This is a genomic window from Alitibacter langaaensis DSM 22999 (assembly GCF_003096995.1).
Taxonomy (GTDB): domain Bacteria; phylum Pseudomonadota; class Gammaproteobacteria; order Enterobacterales; family Pasteurellaceae; genus Exercitatus; species Exercitatus langaaensis.
The window spans coordinates 64,654-83,515 of record NZ_QENU01000005.1; the positions used below are offsets into that span (position 1 = coordinate 64,654).

Here is an 18,862-nt window from a genome sequence, read left to right on the forward strand (position 1 = left end):
ACTATGGATAAGAAATCAGCTCGTATCCGTCGTGCAGCTCGTGCTCGTCATATGATGCGTGAACAAGGTGTAACTCGTTTAGTGATTCACCGCACTCCACGCCATATTTATGCACAAGTAATTGCACCAAACGGTTCAGAAGTGCTTGCCGCTGCTTCAACAGTAGAAAAAGCAATTAGTGAGCAAGTTAAATATACCGGAAATAAAGATGCAGCTGCAGTAGTGGGTAAAGCCGTTGCTGAGCGCGCATTAGCGAAAGGCGTTAAAGACGTTGCTTTCGATCGTTCTGGTTTTAAATATCATGGTCGTGTCCAAACTTTAGCGGACGCTGCTCGTGAAGCTGGTCTACAGTTCTAATAGAGGAAATTGAGATGTCAAACATCGAAAAACAAGCTGGTGAACTGCAAGAGAAGCTAATCGCGGTAAACCGTGTTTCTAAAACTGTAAAAGGTGGTCGTATTATGAGCTTTACTGCTTTAACAGTAGTAGGCGATGGTAACGGTCGTGTCGGTTTTGGTTATGGTAAAGCTCGCGAAGTTCCAGCAGCAATCCAAAAAGCAATGGAAAAAGCACGTCGTAACATGATCAACGTAGCTTTAAATGACGGCACATTACAACATCCAGTTAAGGGTGTTCATACTGGTTCACGTGTATTTATGCAACCAGCTAGCGAAGGTACAGGTATTATCGCTGGTGGTGCAATGCGTGCAGTATTAGAAGTCGCTGGTGTGCGTAACGTTTTATCAAAAGCATACGGTTCAACTAACCCAATTAACGTTGTTCGTGCAACAATTGATGCATTGACAAATATGAAATCACCAGAAATGGTAGCTGCTAAACGTGGCAAAACCGTTGATGAAATTTTGGGGTAATTGATAATGGCTAAAACTATTAAAGTAACACAAGTTCGTAGCTCAATTGCTCGTTTACCGAAGCATAAAGCTACTTTACGAGGTCTTGGTCTTCGCCATATGCATCATACCGTTGAGTTAATTGATACTCCAGCAGTACGTGGTATGATTAACCAAGTTTCATACATGGTTAAAGTGGAGGAGTAATAGAATGCGTTTAAATACTCTATCTCCGGCTGAAGGTGCTAAGCACAGTGCTAAGCGTTTAGGTCGTGGTATCGGTTCTGGTTTAGGTAAAACTGGTGGCCGTGGTCATAAAGGTCAAAAATCTCGTACAGGTGGTAAAGTTCGCCGCGGTTTCGAGGGTGGTCAAATGCCTTTATATCGTCGTTTACCAAAATTTGGTTTCACGTCTATGAAAGCTGCCGTAACAGCAGAGATTCGTTTAGACGATTTAGCTAAAGTAGATGGTAATGTAGTAACTTTAGAAGCATTAAAAGCTGCAAATGTAGTAACTAAAGAAATTCAATTCGCTAAAGTTATTTTAGCGGGTGAAGTTAAATCTGCAGTTGTTGTACGTGGTTTAGGTGTAACTAAAGGTGCTAAAGCAGCGATTGAAGCTGCTGGCGGTTCAATTGAGGAATAATTAACAAATGGCTAAGCAACCAGGTTATCAAAGTAGAAGTACTCAAAGCGGTAGTGGTGAACTTAAGAGCAGATTACTTTTTGTATTAGGTGCACTGATCGTTTTCCGTATTGGTTCTTTCATTCCAGTTCCTGGTATTGACGCGGCTGTGTTAGCTCAATTACTTGACCAACAAAAAGGCACCATCATTGACATGTTAAATATGTTCTCTGGTGGTGCATTAAGTCGAGCATCGATTTTTGCATTAGGTATCATGCCGTATATTTCGGCATCAATCATTATTCAATTACTTGCAACGGTTTATCCTGCATTAGCTGAATTAAAAAAAGAAGGGGAAGCTGGTCGCCGTAAAATGAGTAAATATATTCGTTATACCACATTGGCTCTTGCAACCTTACAAGCAATTGGTATTTCAACTGGTTTACCTAGTATGTTACCAGGTCTTGTTCCTAACTTAGGATTCGCTTTTTATTTTACTGCAGTGATTAGTTTGGTTACTGGAACCATGTTTTTAATGTGGTTAGGTGAGCAAATTACAGAACGTGGTATTGGTAATGGGATTTCGATTATTATCTTTGCAGGGATTGTTGCAGGCTTACCAGCAGCGATTGGTCATACTATTGAGCAAGCTCGTCAAGGGCAAATGCACCCATTAGTTCTTTTATTGATTGCCGTAATTGTTTTTGCAGTAATTTATTTTGTTGTCTATGTAGAACGTGGTCAACGCCGTATTAAAGTAGAATATGCTAAGCGCCAACAAGGTCGTCAAATCTTAGGTGGACATTCAACACATTTACCATTAAAAGTGAATATGTCAGGGGTAATGCCAGCAATCTTTGCATCAAGCATTATTTTATTCCCTGCGACAATTAGTTCATGGTTTGGTCAAAGTGCAAGTTTTGAATGGTTAACTAACTTTGCGATGATGTTGCAGCCGGGACAGCCGATTTATTTAATCGTGTATGCAACTGCAATTATGTTCTTTAGTTTCTTCTACGCTGCAATGCAATTTAATCCACGTGATACAGCAGATAATTTGAAAAAATCTGGAGCATTCATACCCGGAATTAGACCAGGTGAGCAAACATCACGTTATATTGACAAAATTATGGCTCGCTTAACATTAATTGGCGGTCTATATGTCGTATTTGTATGTTTGGTTCCTTACATTATGATGTCAGCTTGGAATGTACAATTCTATTTTGGTGGTACATCTTTGCTTATTATCGTAATGGTAATTATGGATTTCATTGTTCAGGTTCAAAGTCACTTAATGTCGACTAAATATGAATCTGCGTTGAAAAGAGCAAACCTCAAAGGTTTTGGACAATAATTTGTCCTATAGATAATAAGGATAAGCAATGAAAGTTCGTGCTTCCGTAAAGAGAATCTGTCGTAACTGTAAAATTGTTAAACGTGAAGGTGTTGTTCGTGTATTATGCAGCGACCCTAAACATAAACAACGTCAAGGTTAATAGATAATTTTCTTGCCAAGAACAGGCTGGGCATATATAATGCTCAGCTCATTTACATCCTTGGCATACTGTTTGAGTATCCTGAAAACGGGCTTTTCAAGATCAGTATGTCAAATTAATTAACAATAGGAGTGCATAGTGGCCCGTATTGCAGGCATTAACATTCCTGATCATAAACATACTGTAATCGCTTTAACAGCAATTTATGGTATCGGCAAAACTCGCGCACAAGCTATTTGTGCAGCGACAGGTATTGCTGAGAACGTTAAGATCAGTGAATTGTCTGAAGAGCAGATTGACAAACTGCGTGACGAAGTTGGTAAATTTACCGTTGAAGGTGATTTACGTCGTGAAGTAACACTTAACATCAAACGTCTTTTAGACTTAGGTTGTTACCGTGGTTTACGTCACCGTCGTAGTTTACCGGTACGTGGTCAACGTACTAAAACTAACGCGCGTACCCGTAAGGGTCCTCGCAAGCCGATCAAAAAATAGTCGGGGTAAAGATTAATGGCTAAAACACCAGTTCGTGCACGTAAACGTGTAAAAAAACAAGTTGTAGATGGCGTAGCGCATATTCACGCATCTTTCAACAATACAATCGTGACTATTACTGACCGTCAAGGTAATGCTCTAGCATGGGCAACTGCAGGTGGTTCAGGTTTCCGTGGTTCTCGTAAATCAACTCCATTTGCTGCGCAAGTAGCTGCAGAGCGTTGTGCTGAAATGGTTAAAGAGTTCGGTTTAAAGAACTTGGAAGTTATGGTTAAAGGTCCGGGTCCAGGTCGTGAATCAACAATTCGTGCATTAAATGCAGCGGGTTTCCGTATCACGAATATTACTGACGTGACTCCGATTCCACATAACGGTTGTCGTCCACCGAAAAAACGTCGCGTTTAATCAGACGTTAGGATTATTGGAGAAAGAAAATGGCAAGATATTTGGGTCCAAAACTCAAGCTAAGCCGTCGTGAAGGCACTGATTTATTCCTTAAATCAGGCGTGCGTGCTATCGATTCAAAATGTAAAATTGATACAGCACCTGGTCAACACGGTGCTCGCAAACCACGCTTATCTGACTATGGTAGTCAGTTACGTGAAAAACAAAAAGTTCGCCGTATCTACGGTATTTTAGAACGTCAATTCCGCAACTATTATAAAGAAGCAAACCGTTTAAAAGGTAATACAGGTGAAAACTTATTAGTGTTACTTGAAGGTCGCTTAGATAATGTTGTATATCGTATGGGATTCGCTGCAACTCGTGCAGAAGCTCGTCAATTAGTGAGCCACAAAGCGATCGTTGTAAATGGTCGTGTTGTTAATATTCCATCTTTCCAAGTTTCAGTTGATGATGTGATTGCTGTTCGTGAAAAATCGAAAAAACAAGCACGTATTAAAGCATCATTGGAATTAGCAGAACAAAAAGAAAAACCAACTTGGTTAGAAGTTGATGCTGCTAAAATGGAAGGTGTGTTCAAACGTGTTCCTGAACGTTCTGATTTATCAGCAGACATTAACGAACATCTGATCGTTGAGCTTTACTCTAAATAATAGTTAAAGCTTAGAAGCAAAGAGAGGATAAAATGCAGGGTTCTGTTACAGAATTTTTAAAGCCACACTTAGTTGATATTGAACAAATTAGTTCAACTCATGCTAAAGTGATCTTAGAACCGTTAGAGCGTGGTTTTGGCCATACTCTAGGAAATGCATTACGTCGTATTCTTCTATCTTCGATGCCTGGTTGTGCAGTAACTGAAGTAGAAATTGATGGCGTTTTGCATGAATATAGTAGTAAGGAAGGTGTTCAAGAAGATATCCTTGAAGTGCTTTTAAACTTAAAAGGCCTAGCGGTAAAAGTTCAGAATAAAGATGATGTTTTTCTGACACTAAATAAATCTGGAATTGGCCCTGTTGTTGCAGCCGACATTACTCATGATGGTGATGTTGAAATCGTAAATCCTAACCACGTGATTTGTCATTTAACAGATGAAAACGCATCTATTAATATGCGTATTCGTGTTCAACGTGGTCGTGGTTATGTACCAGCATCAGCTCGTGTACATACACAGGATGAAGAGCGTCCAATTGGTCGTTTATTAGTCGATGCTTGTTATAGCCCAGTAGATCGTATTGCTTACAATGTAGAAGCAGCGCGTGTTGAACAGCGTACTGACTTAGATAAATTAGTTATCGAGTTAGAAACTAATGGCACTATTGATCCAGAAGAAGCAATTCGTCGTGCAGCAACAATTTTAGCAGAGCAGCTTGATGCATTCGTTGATTTGCGTGATGTTCGTCAACCAGAAGTTAAGGAAGAAAAACCGGAATTTGATCCGATTTTACTACGTCCTGTTGATGACTTAGAGTTGACAGTTCGTTCTGCTAACTGTTTGAAAGCAGAAACAATTCATTATATCGGTGATTTGGTACAGCGTACTGAAGTTGAGTTATTAAAAACGCCTAATCTTGGTAAGAAATCTCTTACTGAAATCAAAGACGTACTTGCTTCACGCGGCCTTTCATTAGGTATGCGCCTTGATAATTGGCCACCAGCAAGTATTGCTGATGAATAGTGGTCATTAGGTTAAGATTTTTCTGAGAAGGATAAGATCATGCGCCATCGTAAGAGTGGTCGTCAACTAAACCGTAATAGCAGCCATCGCCAAGCGATGTTCCGTAATATGGCAAGTTCTTTAGTTAGTCATGAAATCATCAAGACTACTTTGCCAAAAGCAAAAGAATTACGTCGTGTAGTTGAACCGTTAATTACATTAGCAAAAACTGACAGCGTAGCTAACCGTCGTTTAGCATTCGCTCGTACACGCAACATTGAAACCGTTGCAAAATTATTTAATGAATTAGGTCCACGTTTTGCTCAACGTGCAGGTGGTTACACTCGCATCTTAAAATGTGGTTTCCGTGCAGGCGACAACGCGCCAATGGCTTACATTGAGTTAGTTGACCGTCCAGAAGTTGCAGAAGCAGCTGCGGAATAAAACTGATTGATAAAATAAAAAGCTCACTTTTAAAGTGGGCTTTTTTTATTGCTTAAAAGATAGTGTTAAAACGTATTTTGTTAGTTTTACTCATTTAACTCTAAAATCCCAATAAACGTCTTGTTCAACCCTAACTCTTGTAAACCCTTGATAAATGACTTCGAAACCATCCATTTTTCATGTTTATCCGAATTTGTTTGTAGACTTTAGTTTAGTGAGCCAGTAAGTAGGAGAGATGATGTGTGATATTGAAATTATTGATAATAGGTATCTGTTGAGAGAAAATCATATTCAGTTAAATTCTTATCACTAATATTTTGAGTTGATTAAAAAGCGTTGTGTTACCAACGCTTTTCTTTTTATTTAGTACGATAAAATTTCTTAAAATTTGACCGCACTTTTAGTCTTATTCAACGCGTTCACCATGTAACACAAGGTCTAAACCTTTGCGTTCATCATCATATTCCACGCGTAAGCCGATAATTTTGTCAATTATTTTTAGAATGATAAAGCTACCAATCGCGCTATATGCAATGGTGATCAACACGCTTTCAGTTTGTCGCCAAATTGTTGTGTCTGCGCCAGATATATCGGTAGAAACAAATACGCCAGTCAAAACTGCACCTGCTATACCGCCTATTCCATGAATACCGAAGGCATCTAGGGTATCGTCATAGCCAAACCAATATTTTAGTTTTGTTGCGCCGATATAACAGATCGCACTGGTGATGATACCGATAAATAGCGCGCTTTGAATACTAACAAAACCCGCGGCGGGTGTGATCCCCACTAATCCTGCTACTGCGCCGGAAGCAAGGCCTAATGCTGAAGGTTTATGTTTTGAGCAGACTTCAATGAGCGTCCAAGTTAATGCGCCAGCAATAGCGGCAACTTGTGTTGTGGCTAATGCCATTCCAGCACGAGCATCTGCAGCGAGTGCTGAACCTGCGTTAAAGCCAAACCAGCCAAACCAAAGCATTGCCGTGCCGATTAATGTAATCACTAAGTTATGTGGCGCCATCACTTCGCGTCCATAGCCCACTCGTTTACCGATCATAATAGCAGCGACTAGTCCTGCCACACCAGCGTTCACATGAATAACCGTGCCACCTGCGTAATCAAGCACGCCATCTGAGGCTAACCAACCGCCAATTCCCCAAATCCAGTGTGCCGTTGGCACATAAATAAGTAATGACCATAACCCCACAAACCAAAGTAATGCGGAGAATTTCATACGCTCTGCGAAAGCGCCTGTAATGATTGCGCCTGCGATAATCGCAAATGCCATTTGAAACAGCATAAAGACAGATTCGGGAATGGTTGCGGCACCGGGGTAAATGGTCAGTAGTCCTTTCTCTGTAAACAGATCTAAGCCATGTAAAAAAGTGCGGTCAAATCCGCCGAGAAATTTGTTGCCGGGTGTGAACGCTAAACTATAGCCTACCGCAACCCAGATTAAGCCAATCAAGCAAGCGGTGGCAAAGCTGTGCATCATTGTGGCTAATACATTTTTTTTGCGTACCATTCCGCCATAAAACAGGGCTAAGCCTGGAATTGTCATAAATAAGACTAAAATAGTGGCGACCATGACCCAGGTGGTATCGCCCGCGCTAATATCCGTAATCGGTTTTATCCAATCGCTTGTTTCAGCCATGCTCACTGAGGGTATCATTGCCCATATAGGCGTTGTTAAATATTTGCGTTTCATATTTGCTCCCCGAAAAATTATTCAAATTTAGACCGCACTTTCGTCAATTTCACCCGTACGGATACGAATTACATGCTCGATGGGCTTGACGAAAATCTTACCATCGCCAATACGTCCTGATTTAGCTGCGCCACAGATTGCTTCAATCGCAGGCTCTACCATTTCATCAGTGAGTACAATATCAAGTTGAATTTTAGGCAAAAAATCGATCATATATTCCGCGCCACGATAGAGTTCAGTATGCCCTTTTTGACGACTAAAACCTTTCACTTCGGAAACGGTCATGCCATGAATATTAATATCATTTAAGGCATCTCTAACATCATCAAGACGGAATGGCTGAATTACTGCGGTGAGTTGTTTCATGGTTTGCTCCTGTTTAGGTGTTAATAAATTTAGGCAAAACGCGCCTATATCATTTGGAAGCATTTTGTCCAAATAATAAGAGGGAAACCGAATTGGGGTAAACAGGGAGTCGAAAGAGAGAAATCTCAGAAGAGAGCCTGTTTCCTTTGCGGTGTGTACCCGCCAAGGAAACAAGCCTTAGCGAGTTGGTTTAACCTTGATTAAAATTATCGCTATTCATAATTGATTGAATTAAAGAATATTTTCAAATTCTTGCATCACGGCTTTTGGCCATACGCTTGACTGCACTTCACCAATGTGACGTTTTTGTAATAACAACATAGCAAGGCGTGATTGACCAATACCACCACCAATTGAAAGTGGCATACGACCATTAATTAAATCTTGGTGCCAATCGAATTTTAGGCGATCTTCATCGTGAGTTAATGCTAACTGAGTACGAAGTGCGGTTTCATCTACACGAATACCCATTGAAGAAACTTCGAATGCGCTGTCTAATACAGGGTTCCACACTAAAATATCACCGTTTAAGCCTTTGTATTCACCTTCTGATGTTGTTGTCCAGTCATCGTAGTCTGGCGCACGAACGTCATGTGCTTTACCATCTGACAACGCACCGCCGATACCAATCAAAAAGACCGCGCCATATTCTTTACAAATTGCGTTTTCACGTTCTTTAGAACTCATGTCTGGGAAGCGTTTCACTAAATCTTCACTGTGTACAAATGTGATGTCTTCAGGTAAGAATTTTTCTAAGCCAAATTTTTTGCTTACTGCATCTTCTGTTTCACGCAATGCGGCATAGATAGAACGCACGGTTTCTTTTAAGTATGCAAGGTTGCGACGACCAGCTGGAATAACTTTCTCCCAGTCCCATTGATCGACAAACACGGAGTGAGTTTGATCAAGGCTATCTTCATCTGGGCGCAAAGCTTTCATATGCACAAATAAACCTTCACCTTCTGCAAAACCAAAACGTGCTAAAGTATGGCGTTTCCATTTTGCTAAAGAATGCACTACTTCAAATTTGGCATCTTCAATCATTTTTACATTCACTTGAACTGCTTTTTCTGTACCAGATAAATTATCTTGGATACCGTTACCCACTTGGCTCAAAATAGGGCCTTGAACTTCAACTAAACCTAAATGTTTAGCCAAATTTTCTGTAAAGGTATTTTTTGCAAAGCTAATTTCTTGTTGCTGTAAAATAAATGATTTTTTCATAGATTGTTATCCTTAATGATATTGTTTCTGCGTTCAACTAACGCTTGCTATATATTATTCAACAGATTAACCATAAAATTCAATACTTTTTATTAAAAAAATGATATGATTGATTTAATATGTAAAAAATACACTATATTTTTAGATTTTTTCTAAAATGGCAACGTAAAAGGAGCTTGTATGTATAATATTGATAATTTAGATCAGCAAATTCTTCGTGTTTTGACTCAAGATGCGCGTACCCCTTATGCAGAAATGGCGAAAAATTTTGGTGTGAGCCCAGGGACAATTCATGTGCGAGTGGAAAAAATGCGCCAAGCAGGCATTATTGAAGGCACTAAAGTGCGTATTGATGCGCGTAAACTCGGGTATGACGTCTGCTGCTTTATTGGTATCATTTTGAAAAGCGCAAAGGATTATGACAAAGTTATCAAACAATTAGAGATGATTGATGAAGTGGTCGAGGCTTATTACACCACGGGCAACTATTCGATTTTTATCAAAGTAATGACCCATACCATTGCCAAATTACACCAAGTTTTAGCCACAAAAATTCAGCTCATTGATGAAATTCAGTCAACCGAAACCTTAATTTCTATGCAGAATCTCATTTTGCGTGATATCAAACCTTAAGCACGGTCATTGTTTAATTTCATCAATAGTCGATCCATCGCGCGATATCCTAAGGCTTCGGCTAAATGTGTTCTGTTGATCTGCTTGGCATTGTGCAGATCAGTGATGGTGCGTGCAACTTTCAAAATGCGATGATAGGCGCGTACAGAAAGCCCAAGTTTGTTCAGCGCATTTTCAAGAAATATCGCATCCGCATTGTCGAGCGGACAAAATTGTTCAATTTCTTTGCTGGTTAATTGTGCGTTGACTTTTCCTTGGCGCTGAAGCTGCAACTCTCTCACTTTAAGAATTTTTGACCGCACTTCTGCGCTAGTTTCCCCTCTTTCATTCTTACTTTGTAACATTCCTTGCGGCAATAATGGCACTTCGATGGATAAATCAAAACGATCTAAAAAAGGCCCAGACAGACGGTTGAGATAACGCATAATTTGTTGTGGTGAAGTGCGATTGTGTGTGCCTTGATAATTGCCAGTCGGGCTTGGATTCATTGCCGCAATGAGCTGAAAACGCGCGGGAAATTGAATTTTTGCGGTTGCTCGTGAAATGATAATTTCGCCACTTTCTAATGGCTGGCGCAATGCATCTAATACTTTGCGTTCAAATTCGGGCAGCTCATCTAAAAACAGCACGCCATTGTGCGCAAGGGAAATTTCGCCAGGGCGCGGAATCGTTCCCCCGCCGACTAAAGCAGGCAAAGAGGCACTATGATGTGGTGCCCGAAAAGGGCGTTGTTTCCAGTTAGAAAAATTGAGTTCATTTTGTACTAAACTCGCCACCGAAGCGGTTTCGATGGCTTCTTGCTCTGTCATTTCGGGCAAAAGTGTCGTTAAACGGCTTGCCAACATCGTTTTGCCCGTGCCTGGTGGGCCTAAGAATAACAGATTATGTTGCCCTGCAGCGGCGATAGTCAGCGCACGTTTAGCGTGTTGTTGCCCAATAATATCGGTGAGATCTTTTGGAAATTCTTCAACAAATTTGACCGCACTTTGTGTGATTAATTGAGCTGCAGTGGGCAGCTGTGTTTGATTATTTAAGAAACTCACTACATCGAGTAGAGAATGAGCATAATAGGTTTCTTGTTCTGAAATGAGTGAAGCTTCATTTGCATTATGGGCGGCAATAATCATCTGACGGTGCGCCGCTTTAGCCGCCAAAATCGCGGGGATGATGCCTTGCACGCCGCGTAAATTTCCTGTTAAGGCAAGTTCGCCGAGAAACTCAAATTGGCGCAAATGCTTATTCTCAATTTGCCCTGATGCAGCAAGAATGCCAATGCCAATGGCGATAGGCAAGTCGAAACGCCCACCCTCTTTTGGGAGATCCGCGGGGGCGAGATTTACAGTGATGCGCTTAGCTGGGTATTTGAATTGGGCATTTAATAAGGCGCTGCGAACACGATCCTGCGCTTCTTTCACCGTTTTTTCGGGCAAACCAACTAAGACAAAAGCGGGTTTTCCATTGCTAATATGCACTTCAATGGTAACTAGCGGCGCTTGCACGCCCATAGACGCGCGGCTGTAAACGATAGCAAGGGACATAAAAAAGTTCTCCGAAATTGGCAAAATTGCGGAGAACTATAGAAAAAGTGCGGTCAATTTTGAATAAATTTTGTTTAATTCTGGAATGAAGATCGCAAAATCAAAAATTATTCAGCAAAATTTTCGGCAAACCAACTGTCTAATTTTGCCGCTAAACGATCAACGCCTAATTTATTCATCGCAGAAAGCGGTTCCACTTGAATATCCCCTTGGAAAGGTAAAATAGCTTCACGAACCATTTTGACCGTTTTGCTACGCGCACTTTGACTGAGTTTGTCGGCTTTGGTGAGTAACAATAATACGGGCAATTGAGACGCCACCGCCCATTCAATCATTTGCTGATCGAGATCTTTTAGCGGATGACGAATATCCATTAAAATCACCACGCCACGCAAGCATTCCCGTTTTTGCAAATACTCAGCGAGGGATTTTTGCCATTGCAGTTTCATTTGTTCAGGCACGGCAGCGTAGCCATAGCCAGGCAAATCCACTAATTTACATTGGGGCTCGACTTCAAAGAGATTAATGAGCTGTGTTCGCCCTGGGGTTTTGGAGGTGCGTGCTAAGTTTTTTTGATTGGTTAGTGCGTTCAGTGCCGTTGATTTTCCCGCATTTGAACGCCCTGCAAAGGCAATTTCAATGCCTGTATCTTCGGGCAGCTGGGTGATATTCGCCGCACTGGTTAAAAAATGGGTTTTGTGATAGTTCAGCTTAAATTCAGACATAAGACTCTTTTTAATGGAAAGTGCGTTAGTGGAAAAGTGCGGTCATTTTCACCGCACTTTTATTGGTTTTAATGGGTTTGGCGATATTCCACCAAATCTTCAATGGTGACCACAGCATAACCAAATTTTTGCGCAAATTCCACTAATTCAGGGGCGCGCGCCATTGTGCCGTCATCATTGGTAATTTCGCAAATGACGCCTGCAGGTTTGTAACCCGCTAATTTAGCGAAATCGACGGCGGCTTCAGTGTGGCCACGGCGCGCTAATACGCCATTGTCTTTAGCACGTAATGGGAAGACGTGCCCTGGACGATTTAAATCCGAAGGTTTAGCGTTATCCGCTACTGCGGTTTTGATGGTAACCACGCGATCGGCGGCAGAAACGCCAGTGGAAATTCCTTGTGTGGCTTCAATAGTGACAGTAAATGCGGTTCGGTTGACCATTGTATTGTGGCTGACCATTGGCGGCAAATCCAATTGTTCGCATAGTTCGCCGCTTAAACATAAGCAGACAATGCCGCTGCCATAGCGAATTAATTTTGCCATTTGTTCTGCCGTAATGGTTTCTGCGGGGAAGATTAAATCGCCCTCGTTTTCACGATCTTCATCGTCTAATACGAGAATGCCGTTGCCTTGTTTGAATGCGTTGATAGCATTGATAACACGCTCTTCAGGCGTGCCGAATGGGGATAATAATGACTGATTCATAGTAGTGACCTTTGTTATTTAAACGTTGTTTTACCAGAATCAGGGCGTAGAAATGACAAAAACAGGGCAAGCCCCGTTAATTCTCTTCCATCCAGACTGTCACTGTTGGCTTTGGAGTTTCACCAAATCTGCTGACCTTGCTTTCGTTTACCTGCCGCAAGCGCTCGCGGGCTATACCGCCAGTAGGGAATTTCACCCTGCCCTGAGAATGCGGCGTCATTATACTCCAAAGTTTTCTACGAAAAAACGTTTTATTTCGGAGGGATATTGCATACAATAGCCAAAATTTACACAATTTTGACCGCACTTTGGGCTTTATTGTTGTGCGTTATGCTACATAAAAGTGCGGTCAAATTTAAAAGGATATGGGTATGGCAAGCGATTTTTCTTATTTGCAGCAAAAACGTAAACAGTTGAATTTAAAAGTAAATGCACTGTGCGAGCAGGCAAATGTCACACGGGCGTATTTCAATCAACTGGTGAGCGGAAAAATCAAAAATCCGAGCGCAGTAAAATTGAGCGCGCTACACAAAGCGTTGCAAATTGTGCCGCAAGAAGATAAACGAGTCGGGGTGATTTTCGGAAAATTCTATCCCGTGCATACTGGGCACATTAATATGATTTATGAAGCGTTCAGTAAAGTGGATGAGTTGCACGTTGTGGTGTGTACGGACGCAGAGCGTGATTTTAAACTATTCCAAGACAGTAAAATGAAGCGAATGCCAACGAATCAAGATCGTTTACGTTGGATGCAGCAAATTTTTAAATATCAGAAAGAACAAATCGTTATTCATCATTTACAAGAAGATGGTTTGCCGAGCTATCCTAACGGTTGGGAGGCTTGGTCAAATGCGGTGAAAGAATTGCTCAATGCCAAAAATGTGAATCCAAGTGTGGTATTTAGTAGCGAAGTGCAAGATAAAGCGCCTTACGAGCAATATCTCGGTTTGGAAGTAGTATTGGTGGATCCTAAACGGGAATTTTTCAATGTGTCCGCTACCAAAATTCGTAATAACCCATTCCATTATTGGAAATTTATTCCGAAAGAAGTACGCCCATTTTTTGCCAAAACTATCGCAATTTTAGGGGGTGAGAGCAGTGGTAAATCGGTGTTGGTGAACAAATTAGCTACGGTTTTTAACACAACATCGGCGTGGGAATATGGGCGAGAATTTGTATTTGAACAGCTCGGTGGTGATGAGCAAGCAATGCAATACTCGGATTATCCACAAATGGCGCTAGGGCAGCAAAAATATGTGGATTATGCGGTGCGCCATGCTCACAAAGTGGCTTTTATTGATACGGATTTTATCACCACGCAAGCCTTTTGTATTCAATATGAGGGCAAAGCGCATCCATTTTTGGATTCCATGATTAAAGAGTACCCTTTCGATATCACTATCTTATTGAATAATAATACAAAATGGGTTAATGATGGATTGCGCAGTTTGGGCTCTGAACGCCAGCGCCAGCGTTTCCAGCAGCTATTAAAAAAATTACTCGATAAATATAATGTGCCTTATATCGAAATTACTTCGCCAAGTTATTTGGAGCGTTATAACCAAGCCAAAGTCATTGTCGAAAAAATTCTGAATGACGAGGAAATCTCGCACTTGGAACATGATAACGATGAAAAAACAACGAAATAGGAGCCAGAAATGATTTTATTTGCGGGGGATCCCCATGGTCAATATGATCATCTCTATCCCTTTGTTCAAAATCAACCTAATGTTGCACTGGTGATTTTGGGTGATTTGCAGCTGACAAGTGTCGATGAATTAGATCGCCTTGCGCAGTATTGTGATCTTTGGTTTATTCATGGAAATCATGACAGCAAAACCGTGGCGGCGTTCAAGGCATTATGGGGAACAGAATGGAAAAGCCGCAATTTGCATGGTCGTGTGGTGGAAATTCAAGGAAAACGCATTGCGGGGCTTGGCGGCGTGTTTCGCGGACAAATTTGGATGCCACCAAATAAACCGCTATTTTTTGACCCAATACATTATTGCCAATATTGTGTTGCTGATAAGCTATGGCGCGGTGGATTGCCGCTGCGTCATCGCACATCGATTTTCCCGTCAGATATAGAAACATTGCAAACGCAACAGGCGGATATTTTAGTTAGCCATGAAGCGCCTAAACCTCACCCTTCTGGTTTTCTCGCATTAAATACGCTTGCCAAGGCAATGGGCGTGAAACAAGTGTATCACGGGCATCATCACGAGAATTTTGATTATCAGCAACTGAATAAAAATGCCTTTCAAATTGTGAATGTCGGCTTTAGAAGTATCGCCAATGAACAGGGTGAATATTTGCTGAAAAGCATTGATGATCGCTAAGCTGTGATATCGTGAAACACCCATAAAGTGCGGTCAAAATTTGCCGAGTTTTTTGCCTAAAAATAGCATTCTATTTAGAAATAAAAATCTGCGCCTTAATAAATCATTCATATAACAATGATGCGCGTTAAGGGCAGATTTTTTTATTGCGCTTTTTGTGTCAATTTTTAACGCTGTCATATTTTGATTTATCGCAAAGAAATTGCGAAATTTCAATCAAATACCCTATTTAGGGTAAGAAAAAAGGAAAGGCGTAGCTTTATAATTCAATCTCAAATAAGTGTTTTTAGAGAGTATAACGATTGTGACAGAAAAAATATTACCGCGTCGACATTTTTTACGTGGGGGATTTTTGAAAACGTTGCAGTCTGAAACCGTTAAAACTCAGGGGTTTCAAGGTGTCCGCCCCCCTTGGGCGGTGGAAGAAAGCCTTTTCGTTGCAGGCTGTACGCGTTGCGATGATTGTATTCGGGTTTGCGAAACGCATATTATCGTTCGTGGCGAAGGTGGCTTTCCAGAAGTCACGTTTAGCCGTGGCGAATGTACTTTCTGCCAAAAATGCGTAGATGTGTGTAAACAGCCGATTTTTCGACCGCACTTAGGCGAAAATGCTGAAGCTGCGTGGCAGCATAAAGTTGAAATTCAAGCGAATTGTTTAGCGTTTAATCATGTGGAATGTCGCGCTTGTGAAGATAATTGTGAGACGCGCGCGATTCAATTTAAGCGTGAGATAGGCGGCATCACCAAACCCCATTTGAATTTAGAAAACTGCAATGGTTGCGGGGCGTGTTTAAGTGTATGCCCTGTAAGTGCGGTCAAAATTTTGAGAAATTATGAGTAATTTAGAAAGCCCAAATTGGTATGTTTGTAGCCTTGTGGTACAAGCCAAGCCCGCTAAAGTTGAACAAGTGAAAGCGGAAATTTTAACCATTCCTTATGCAGAAATTCACGGTGTGAAAGCCGAAGAAGGAAAATTAGTGGTCACGCTAGAAAGTGACAGACAGCTTGCGCTTGCGGATTTAATTGAACAGGTGAAGGATATTCAGGGTGTTATCGTGGTATCACTTATTTCAAATTATCTTGATGAGCAATAATTTTTAATCATTTAACAAACATGGAAAACATTATGGAACTTAATCGTAGAGATTTTATGAAGGCAAATGCGGCAATGGCTGCCGCTGCTGCGGCAGGAATGACGATTCCTGTGAAAAATGTTTATGCCGCTGATGATGGTATTAAGTGGGATAAAGCGCCGTGCCGTTTTTGTGGTACAGGTTGTAGTGTGCTAGTGGGCACGAAAGACGGTCGTGTGGTGGCAACACAAGGCGACCCAGATGCTGAAGTAAACCGCGGTTTAAACTGTATCAAAGGTTATTTCCTTTCAAAAATTATGTACGGTGCAGACCGTGTGCAAACGCCTTTATTACGTATGAAAGATGGTAAATTCCACAAAGAAGGTGATTTTACGCCAGTTTCTTGGGATCAGGCTTTCAGCATTATGGCAGAGAAAGTGAAAGCAACGTTGAAAGCGAAAGGTGGCAACGCCGTTGGCATGTTCTCATCAGGTCAATCAACCATTTTTGAAGGCGTGGCAAAAGTTAAATTATGGAAAGCTGGCTTGCGCTCTAATACGCTCGATCCCAATGCGCGTCACTGTATGGCGTCTGCGGCGGTAGCATTTTTGCGCACCTTTGGTATGGACGAGCCAATGGGCTGTTATACTGATATTGAGAAAACCGATGCATTCGTGCTTTGGGGTTCTAATATGGCGGAAATGCACCCAATTTTATGGAGCCGTATTTCTGATCGCCGTTTATCAAACGATAATGTCAAAGTGGTGGTGATGTCCACTTTCCAAAATCGTTCATTTGAACTTGCGGATACCCCGATTATCTTTAAACCACAGTCAGATTTAGCCATTCTTAACTATATCGCGAACTACATTATCCAAAATGATAAAGTCAATTGGGATTTCGTGAATAAACACACCAAATTCAAACGTGGTGAAACAGATATTGGTTATGGTTTACGCCCAGAACATCCGTTACAACAAGCCGCTAAAAATGCGAAAACAGCGGGCAAAATGTATGATTCTGATTTTGAAGAATTCAAAAAAATCGTTGCCCCTTACACATTAGAAAAAGCGCACGAAATTTCTGGTGTGCCGAAAGATCAGTTAGAAACTTTAGCGAAAATGTACGCTGATCCAGAACAGAAAATCGTTTCTTTCTGGACAATGGGCTTTAACCAACATACGCGTGGCGTGTGGGTAAACCATATGATGTATAACGTGCACTTGCTCACAGGTAAAATCTCAATGCCGGGCTGTGGACCATTTTCATTAACTGGTCAACCGTCCGCTTGCGGAACCGCGCGTGAAGTGGGAACATTCGTGCATCGTTTGCCGGCAGATATGGTGGTGACTAATCCAAAACACGTTGAGATTGCAGAAAGAATTTGGAAATTGCCAAAAGGAACAATTCCAACAGTTCCAGGCTATTCAGCCGTTATGCAAAGCCGTATGTTAAAAGACGGAAAATTAAATTTCCTATGGCAGCTTTGTACCAACAATATGCAAGCGGGTCCAAATATTAATGAAGAAGTTTTCCCTGGCTGGCGTAATCCAGAAAACTTTATCGTGGTTTCAGATCCGTATCCGTCAGTAAGTGCGGTCGCCGCAGACTTAATTTTACCAACCTGTATGTGGGTGGAAAAAGAAGGTGGCTACGGTAATGCAGAACGCCGTACTCAACTTTGGCGTCAACAGGTGAAAGGCCCTGGCGAATCTCGTTCAGACTTATGGCAAATTGTTGAATTCTCAAAATATTTCAAAACAGATGAAGTATGGGGCGAAGAGCTATTAGCACAAATGCCAGAATACCGTGGTAAAACCCTTTATGAAGTACTTTATCTCAATGGTAATGTTAATAAATACCAAGTGCCGACTAATATCCCAGGTTATCTCAATGATGAAGCAGAACATTTTGGTTTCTATATCCAAAAAGGCCTATTTGAAGAGTATGCATCATTTGGTCGTGGTCATGGTCACGATTTAGCAGATTTTGATACCTATCATCAAGTGCGCGGCTTGCGCTGGCCTGTGGTGGACGGCAAAGAAACCTTGTGGCGTTACCGCGAAGGCTATGATCCGTATGTAAAAGAAGGCGAAGGCGTGGCATTCTACGGCTATCCTGATAAGAAAGCGATTATTTTAGGTGTTCCTTACGAAGCACCTGCAGAAAGCCCTGATGACGAATACGATTTATGGCTCTGTACGGGTCGTGTGCTTGAACACTGGCATACAGGAACAATGACACGCCGTGTACCAGAATTGCACCGTTCATTCCCGAACAACTTATGTTGGATGCACCCGACAGATGCGAAAAAACGTGGCTTACGTCATGGTGATAAAGTGAAATTAATTACTCGCCGCGGCGAAATGATTTCAAACTTAGATACTCGTGGCCGTAATAAATGCCCAGAGGGTTTGATTTTTACCACTTTCTTCGATGCGGGTCAGTTAACGAATAAGTTAACTTTAGATGCAACGGATCCAATTTCAGGTGAAACCGATTTCAAAAAATGTGCGGTTAAAGTGATTAAGGCATAACCTAGGTGGCTGAGACAGGAAAAGCCTGTCTCTAAAATGGGCGCT

Annotated in this window: 23 protein-coding genes and 1 riboswitch; of the genes, 17 read left to right on the plus strand and 6 right to left on the minus strand. The window is 41.5% G+C overall.

Annotated elements, in window-relative coordinates; genetic code table 11:
• Nucleotides 1-3: 3 nt before the first annotated feature.
• The 11 genes from rplR (at nucleotide 4) to rplQ (ending at nucleotide 5,967) form a co-directional block, all read left to right on the plus strand.
• Entirely contained in the window at nucleotides 4-357 is a 354-nt protein-coding gene (gene rplR, locus C8D76_RS04985) for a 50S ribosomal protein L18 (RefSeq protein ID WP_116631698.1), read from the plus strand.
• 14 nt (nucleotides 358-371) lie between these two features.
• Nucleotides 372-872 carry a 30S ribosomal protein S5 gene (gene rpsE, locus C8D76_RS04990; protein WP_116631699.1) on the plus strand — a complete coding sequence of 167 codons (501 nt, stop codon included), beginning with the start codon at nucleotides 372-374 and terminating at the stop codon, nucleotides 870-872.
• Nucleotides 873-878: 6 nt separating this feature from the next.
• Nucleotides 879-1,058: a 50S ribosomal protein L30 gene (gene rpmD / locus C8D76_RS04995; protein WP_005543631.1), complete on the plus strand. Its 180-nt coding sequence runs from the start codon at nucleotides 879-881 to the stop codon at nucleotides 1,056-1,058.
• A 4-nt stretch (nucleotides 1,059-1,062) separates the two neighbouring features.
• On the plus strand, nucleotides 1,063-1,497 hold the full coding sequence (gene rplO / locus C8D76_RS05000) for a 50S ribosomal protein L15 (RefSeq protein ID WP_116631700.1): 435 nt from the start codon (nucleotides 1,063-1,065) through the stop codon (nucleotides 1,495-1,497).
• 7 nt (nucleotides 1,498-1,504) lie between these two features.
• The gene (gene secY / locus C8D76_RS05005) at nucleotides 1,505-2,830 is read left to right on the plus strand and encodes a preprotein translocase subunit SecY (protein WP_116631701.1); all 1,326 of its coding nucleotides are present in this window, start codon (nucleotides 1,505-1,507) and stop codon (nucleotides 2,828-2,830) included.
• 28 nt (nucleotides 2,831-2,858) lie between these two features.
• Nucleotides 2,859-2,972 carry a 50S ribosomal protein L36 gene (gene rpmJ / locus C8D76_RS05010; protein WP_005759601.1) on the plus strand — a complete coding sequence of 38 codons (114 nt, stop codon included), beginning with the start codon at nucleotides 2,859-2,861 and terminating at the stop codon, nucleotides 2,970-2,972.
• Between the two features lie 138 nt (nucleotides 2,973-3,110).
• Entirely contained in the window at nucleotides 3,111-3,467 is a 357-nt protein-coding gene (gene rpsM / locus C8D76_RS05015) for a 30S ribosomal protein S13 (protein ID WP_116631702.1), read from the plus strand.
• A 15-nt stretch (nucleotides 3,468-3,482) separates the two neighbouring features.
• On the plus strand, nucleotides 3,483-3,872 hold the full coding sequence (gene rpsK, locus C8D76_RS05020; RefSeq protein WP_012072238.1) for a 30S ribosomal protein S11: 390 nt from the start codon (nucleotides 3,483-3,485) through the stop codon (nucleotides 3,870-3,872).
• A gap of 29 nt (nucleotides 3,873-3,901) precedes the next feature.
• Nucleotides 3,902-4,522 carry a 30S ribosomal protein S4 gene (gene rpsD / locus C8D76_RS05025; RefSeq protein WP_116631703.1) on the plus strand — a complete coding sequence of 207 codons (621 nt, stop codon included), beginning with the start codon at nucleotides 3,902-3,904 and terminating at the stop codon, nucleotides 4,520-4,522.
• 32 nt (nucleotides 4,523-4,554) lie between these two features.
• A complete protein-coding gene (locus C8D76_RS05030) occupies nucleotides 4,555-5,544 on the plus strand; it encodes a DNA-directed RNA polymerase subunit alpha (RefSeq protein WP_116631704.1) in 990 nt (329 codons plus the stop codon).
• A 39-nt stretch (nucleotides 5,545-5,583) separates the two neighbouring features.
• Nucleotides 5,584-5,967 carry a 50S ribosomal protein L17 gene (gene rplQ, locus C8D76_RS05035; RefSeq protein ID WP_116631705.1) on the plus strand — a complete coding sequence of 128 codons (384 nt, stop codon included), beginning with the start codon at nucleotides 5,584-5,586 and terminating at the stop codon, nucleotides 5,965-5,967.
• A 406-nt stretch (nucleotides 5,968-6,373) separates the two neighbouring features.
• Here rplQ and C8D76_RS05040 read toward each other — a convergent pair whose 3' ends face one another.
• The 3 genes from C8D76_RS05040 to asnA all read right to left on the minus strand — a co-directional run bounded on the left by C8D76_RS05040 (nucleotide 6,374) and on the right by asnA (nucleotide 9,265).
• Complete coding sequence (locus C8D76_RS05040) at nucleotides 6,374-7,675, minus strand: ammonium transporter (protein WP_116631706.1); 1,302 nt, start codon at nucleotides 7,673-7,675, stop codon at nucleotides 6,374-6,376.
• 27 nt (nucleotides 7,676-7,702) lie between these two features.
• A complete protein-coding gene (locus tag C8D76_RS05045) occupies nucleotides 7,703-8,041 on the minus strand; it encodes a P-II family nitrogen regulator (RefSeq protein WP_116631707.1) in 339 nt (112 codons plus the stop codon).
• A gap of 231 nt (nucleotides 8,042-8,272) precedes the next feature.
• On the minus strand, nucleotides 8,273-9,265 hold the full coding sequence (asnA, locus tag C8D76_RS05050; protein ID WP_116631708.1) for an aspartate--ammonia ligase: 993 nt from the start codon (nucleotides 9,263-9,265) through the stop codon (nucleotides 8,273-8,275).
• A 180-nt stretch (nucleotides 9,266-9,445) separates the two neighbouring features.
• Between asnA and asnC the strand changes: the two genes are divergently transcribed.
• On the plus strand, nucleotides 9,446-9,898 hold the full coding sequence (gene asnC, locus C8D76_RS05055) for a transcriptional regulator AsnC (protein ID WP_116631709.1): 453 nt from the start codon (nucleotides 9,446-9,448) through the stop codon (nucleotides 9,896-9,898).
• On the opposite strand, the gene C8D76_RS05060 is transcribed toward asnC, so the two are convergent.
• The 3 genes from C8D76_RS05060 to ribB all read right to left on the minus strand — a co-directional run bounded on the left by C8D76_RS05060 (nucleotide 9,895) and on the right by ribB (nucleotide 12,868).
• On the minus strand, nucleotides 9,895-11,436 hold the full coding sequence (locus C8D76_RS05060; RefSeq protein ID WP_116631710.1) for a YifB family Mg chelatase-like AAA ATPase: 1,542 nt from the start codon (nucleotides 11,434-11,436) through the stop codon (nucleotides 9,895-9,897). The genes asnC and C8D76_RS05060 overlap by 4 nt on opposite strands.
• Nucleotides 11,437-11,543: 107 nt before the next feature.
• Nucleotides 11,544-12,161 (minus strand): ribosome biogenesis GTP-binding protein YihA/YsxC, encoded by a 618-nt coding sequence (yihA, locus tag C8D76_RS05065; protein WP_116631711.1) that lies wholly within the window; start codon nucleotides 12,159-12,161, stop codon nucleotides 11,544-11,546.
• A gap of 68 nt (nucleotides 12,162-12,229) precedes the next feature.
• Nucleotides 12,230-12,868, minus strand: coding sequence for a 3,4-dihydroxy-2-butanone-4-phosphate synthase (gene ribB, locus C8D76_RS05070; RefSeq protein WP_116631712.1), 639 nt, complete (start codon nucleotides 12,866-12,868; stop codon nucleotides 12,230-12,232).
• Nucleotides 12,869-12,943: 75 nt separating this feature from the next.
• Nucleotides 12,944-13,082, minus strand: a riboswitch (FMN riboswitch).
• 157 nt (nucleotides 13,083-13,239) lie between these two features.
• Here ribB and nadR point away from each other — a divergent pair.
• The 5 genes from nadR to napA all read left to right on the plus strand — a co-directional run bounded on the left by nadR (nucleotide 13,240) and on the right by napA (nucleotide 18,817).
• Complete coding sequence (gene nadR, locus C8D76_RS05075; protein WP_116631713.1) at nucleotides 13,240-14,517, plus strand: multifunctional transcriptional regulator/nicotinamide-nucleotide adenylyltransferase/ribosylnicotinamide kinase NadR; 1,278 nt, start codon at nucleotides 13,240-13,242, stop codon at nucleotides 14,515-14,517.
• A gap of 9 nt (nucleotides 14,518-14,526) precedes the next feature.
• Nucleotides 14,527-15,207 (plus strand): metallophosphoesterase family protein, encoded by a 681-nt coding sequence (locus tag C8D76_RS05080; RefSeq protein WP_116631714.1) that lies wholly within the window; start codon nucleotides 14,527-14,529, stop codon nucleotides 15,205-15,207.
• 304 nt (nucleotides 15,208-15,511) lie between these two features.
• Nucleotides 15,512-16,048, plus strand: coding sequence for a ferredoxin-type protein NapF (gene napF, locus C8D76_RS05085; RefSeq protein ID WP_116631750.1), 537 nt, complete (start codon nucleotides 15,512-15,514; stop codon nucleotides 16,046-16,048).
• Nucleotides 16,041-16,301 (plus strand): chaperone NapD, encoded by a 261-nt coding sequence (locus C8D76_RS05090; protein ID WP_116631715.1) that lies wholly within the window; start codon nucleotides 16,041-16,043, stop codon nucleotides 16,299-16,301. Before napF ends, C8D76_RS05090 begins: the two co-directional genes overlap by 8 nt.
• 32 nt (nucleotides 16,302-16,333) lie before the next feature.
• Nucleotides 16,334-18,817: a nitrate reductase catalytic subunit NapA gene (napA, locus tag C8D76_RS05095; RefSeq protein WP_116631716.1), complete on the plus strand. Its 2,484-nt coding sequence runs from the start codon at nucleotides 16,334-16,336 to the stop codon at nucleotides 18,815-18,817.
• Nucleotides 18,818-18,862: the final 45 nt, after the last annotated feature.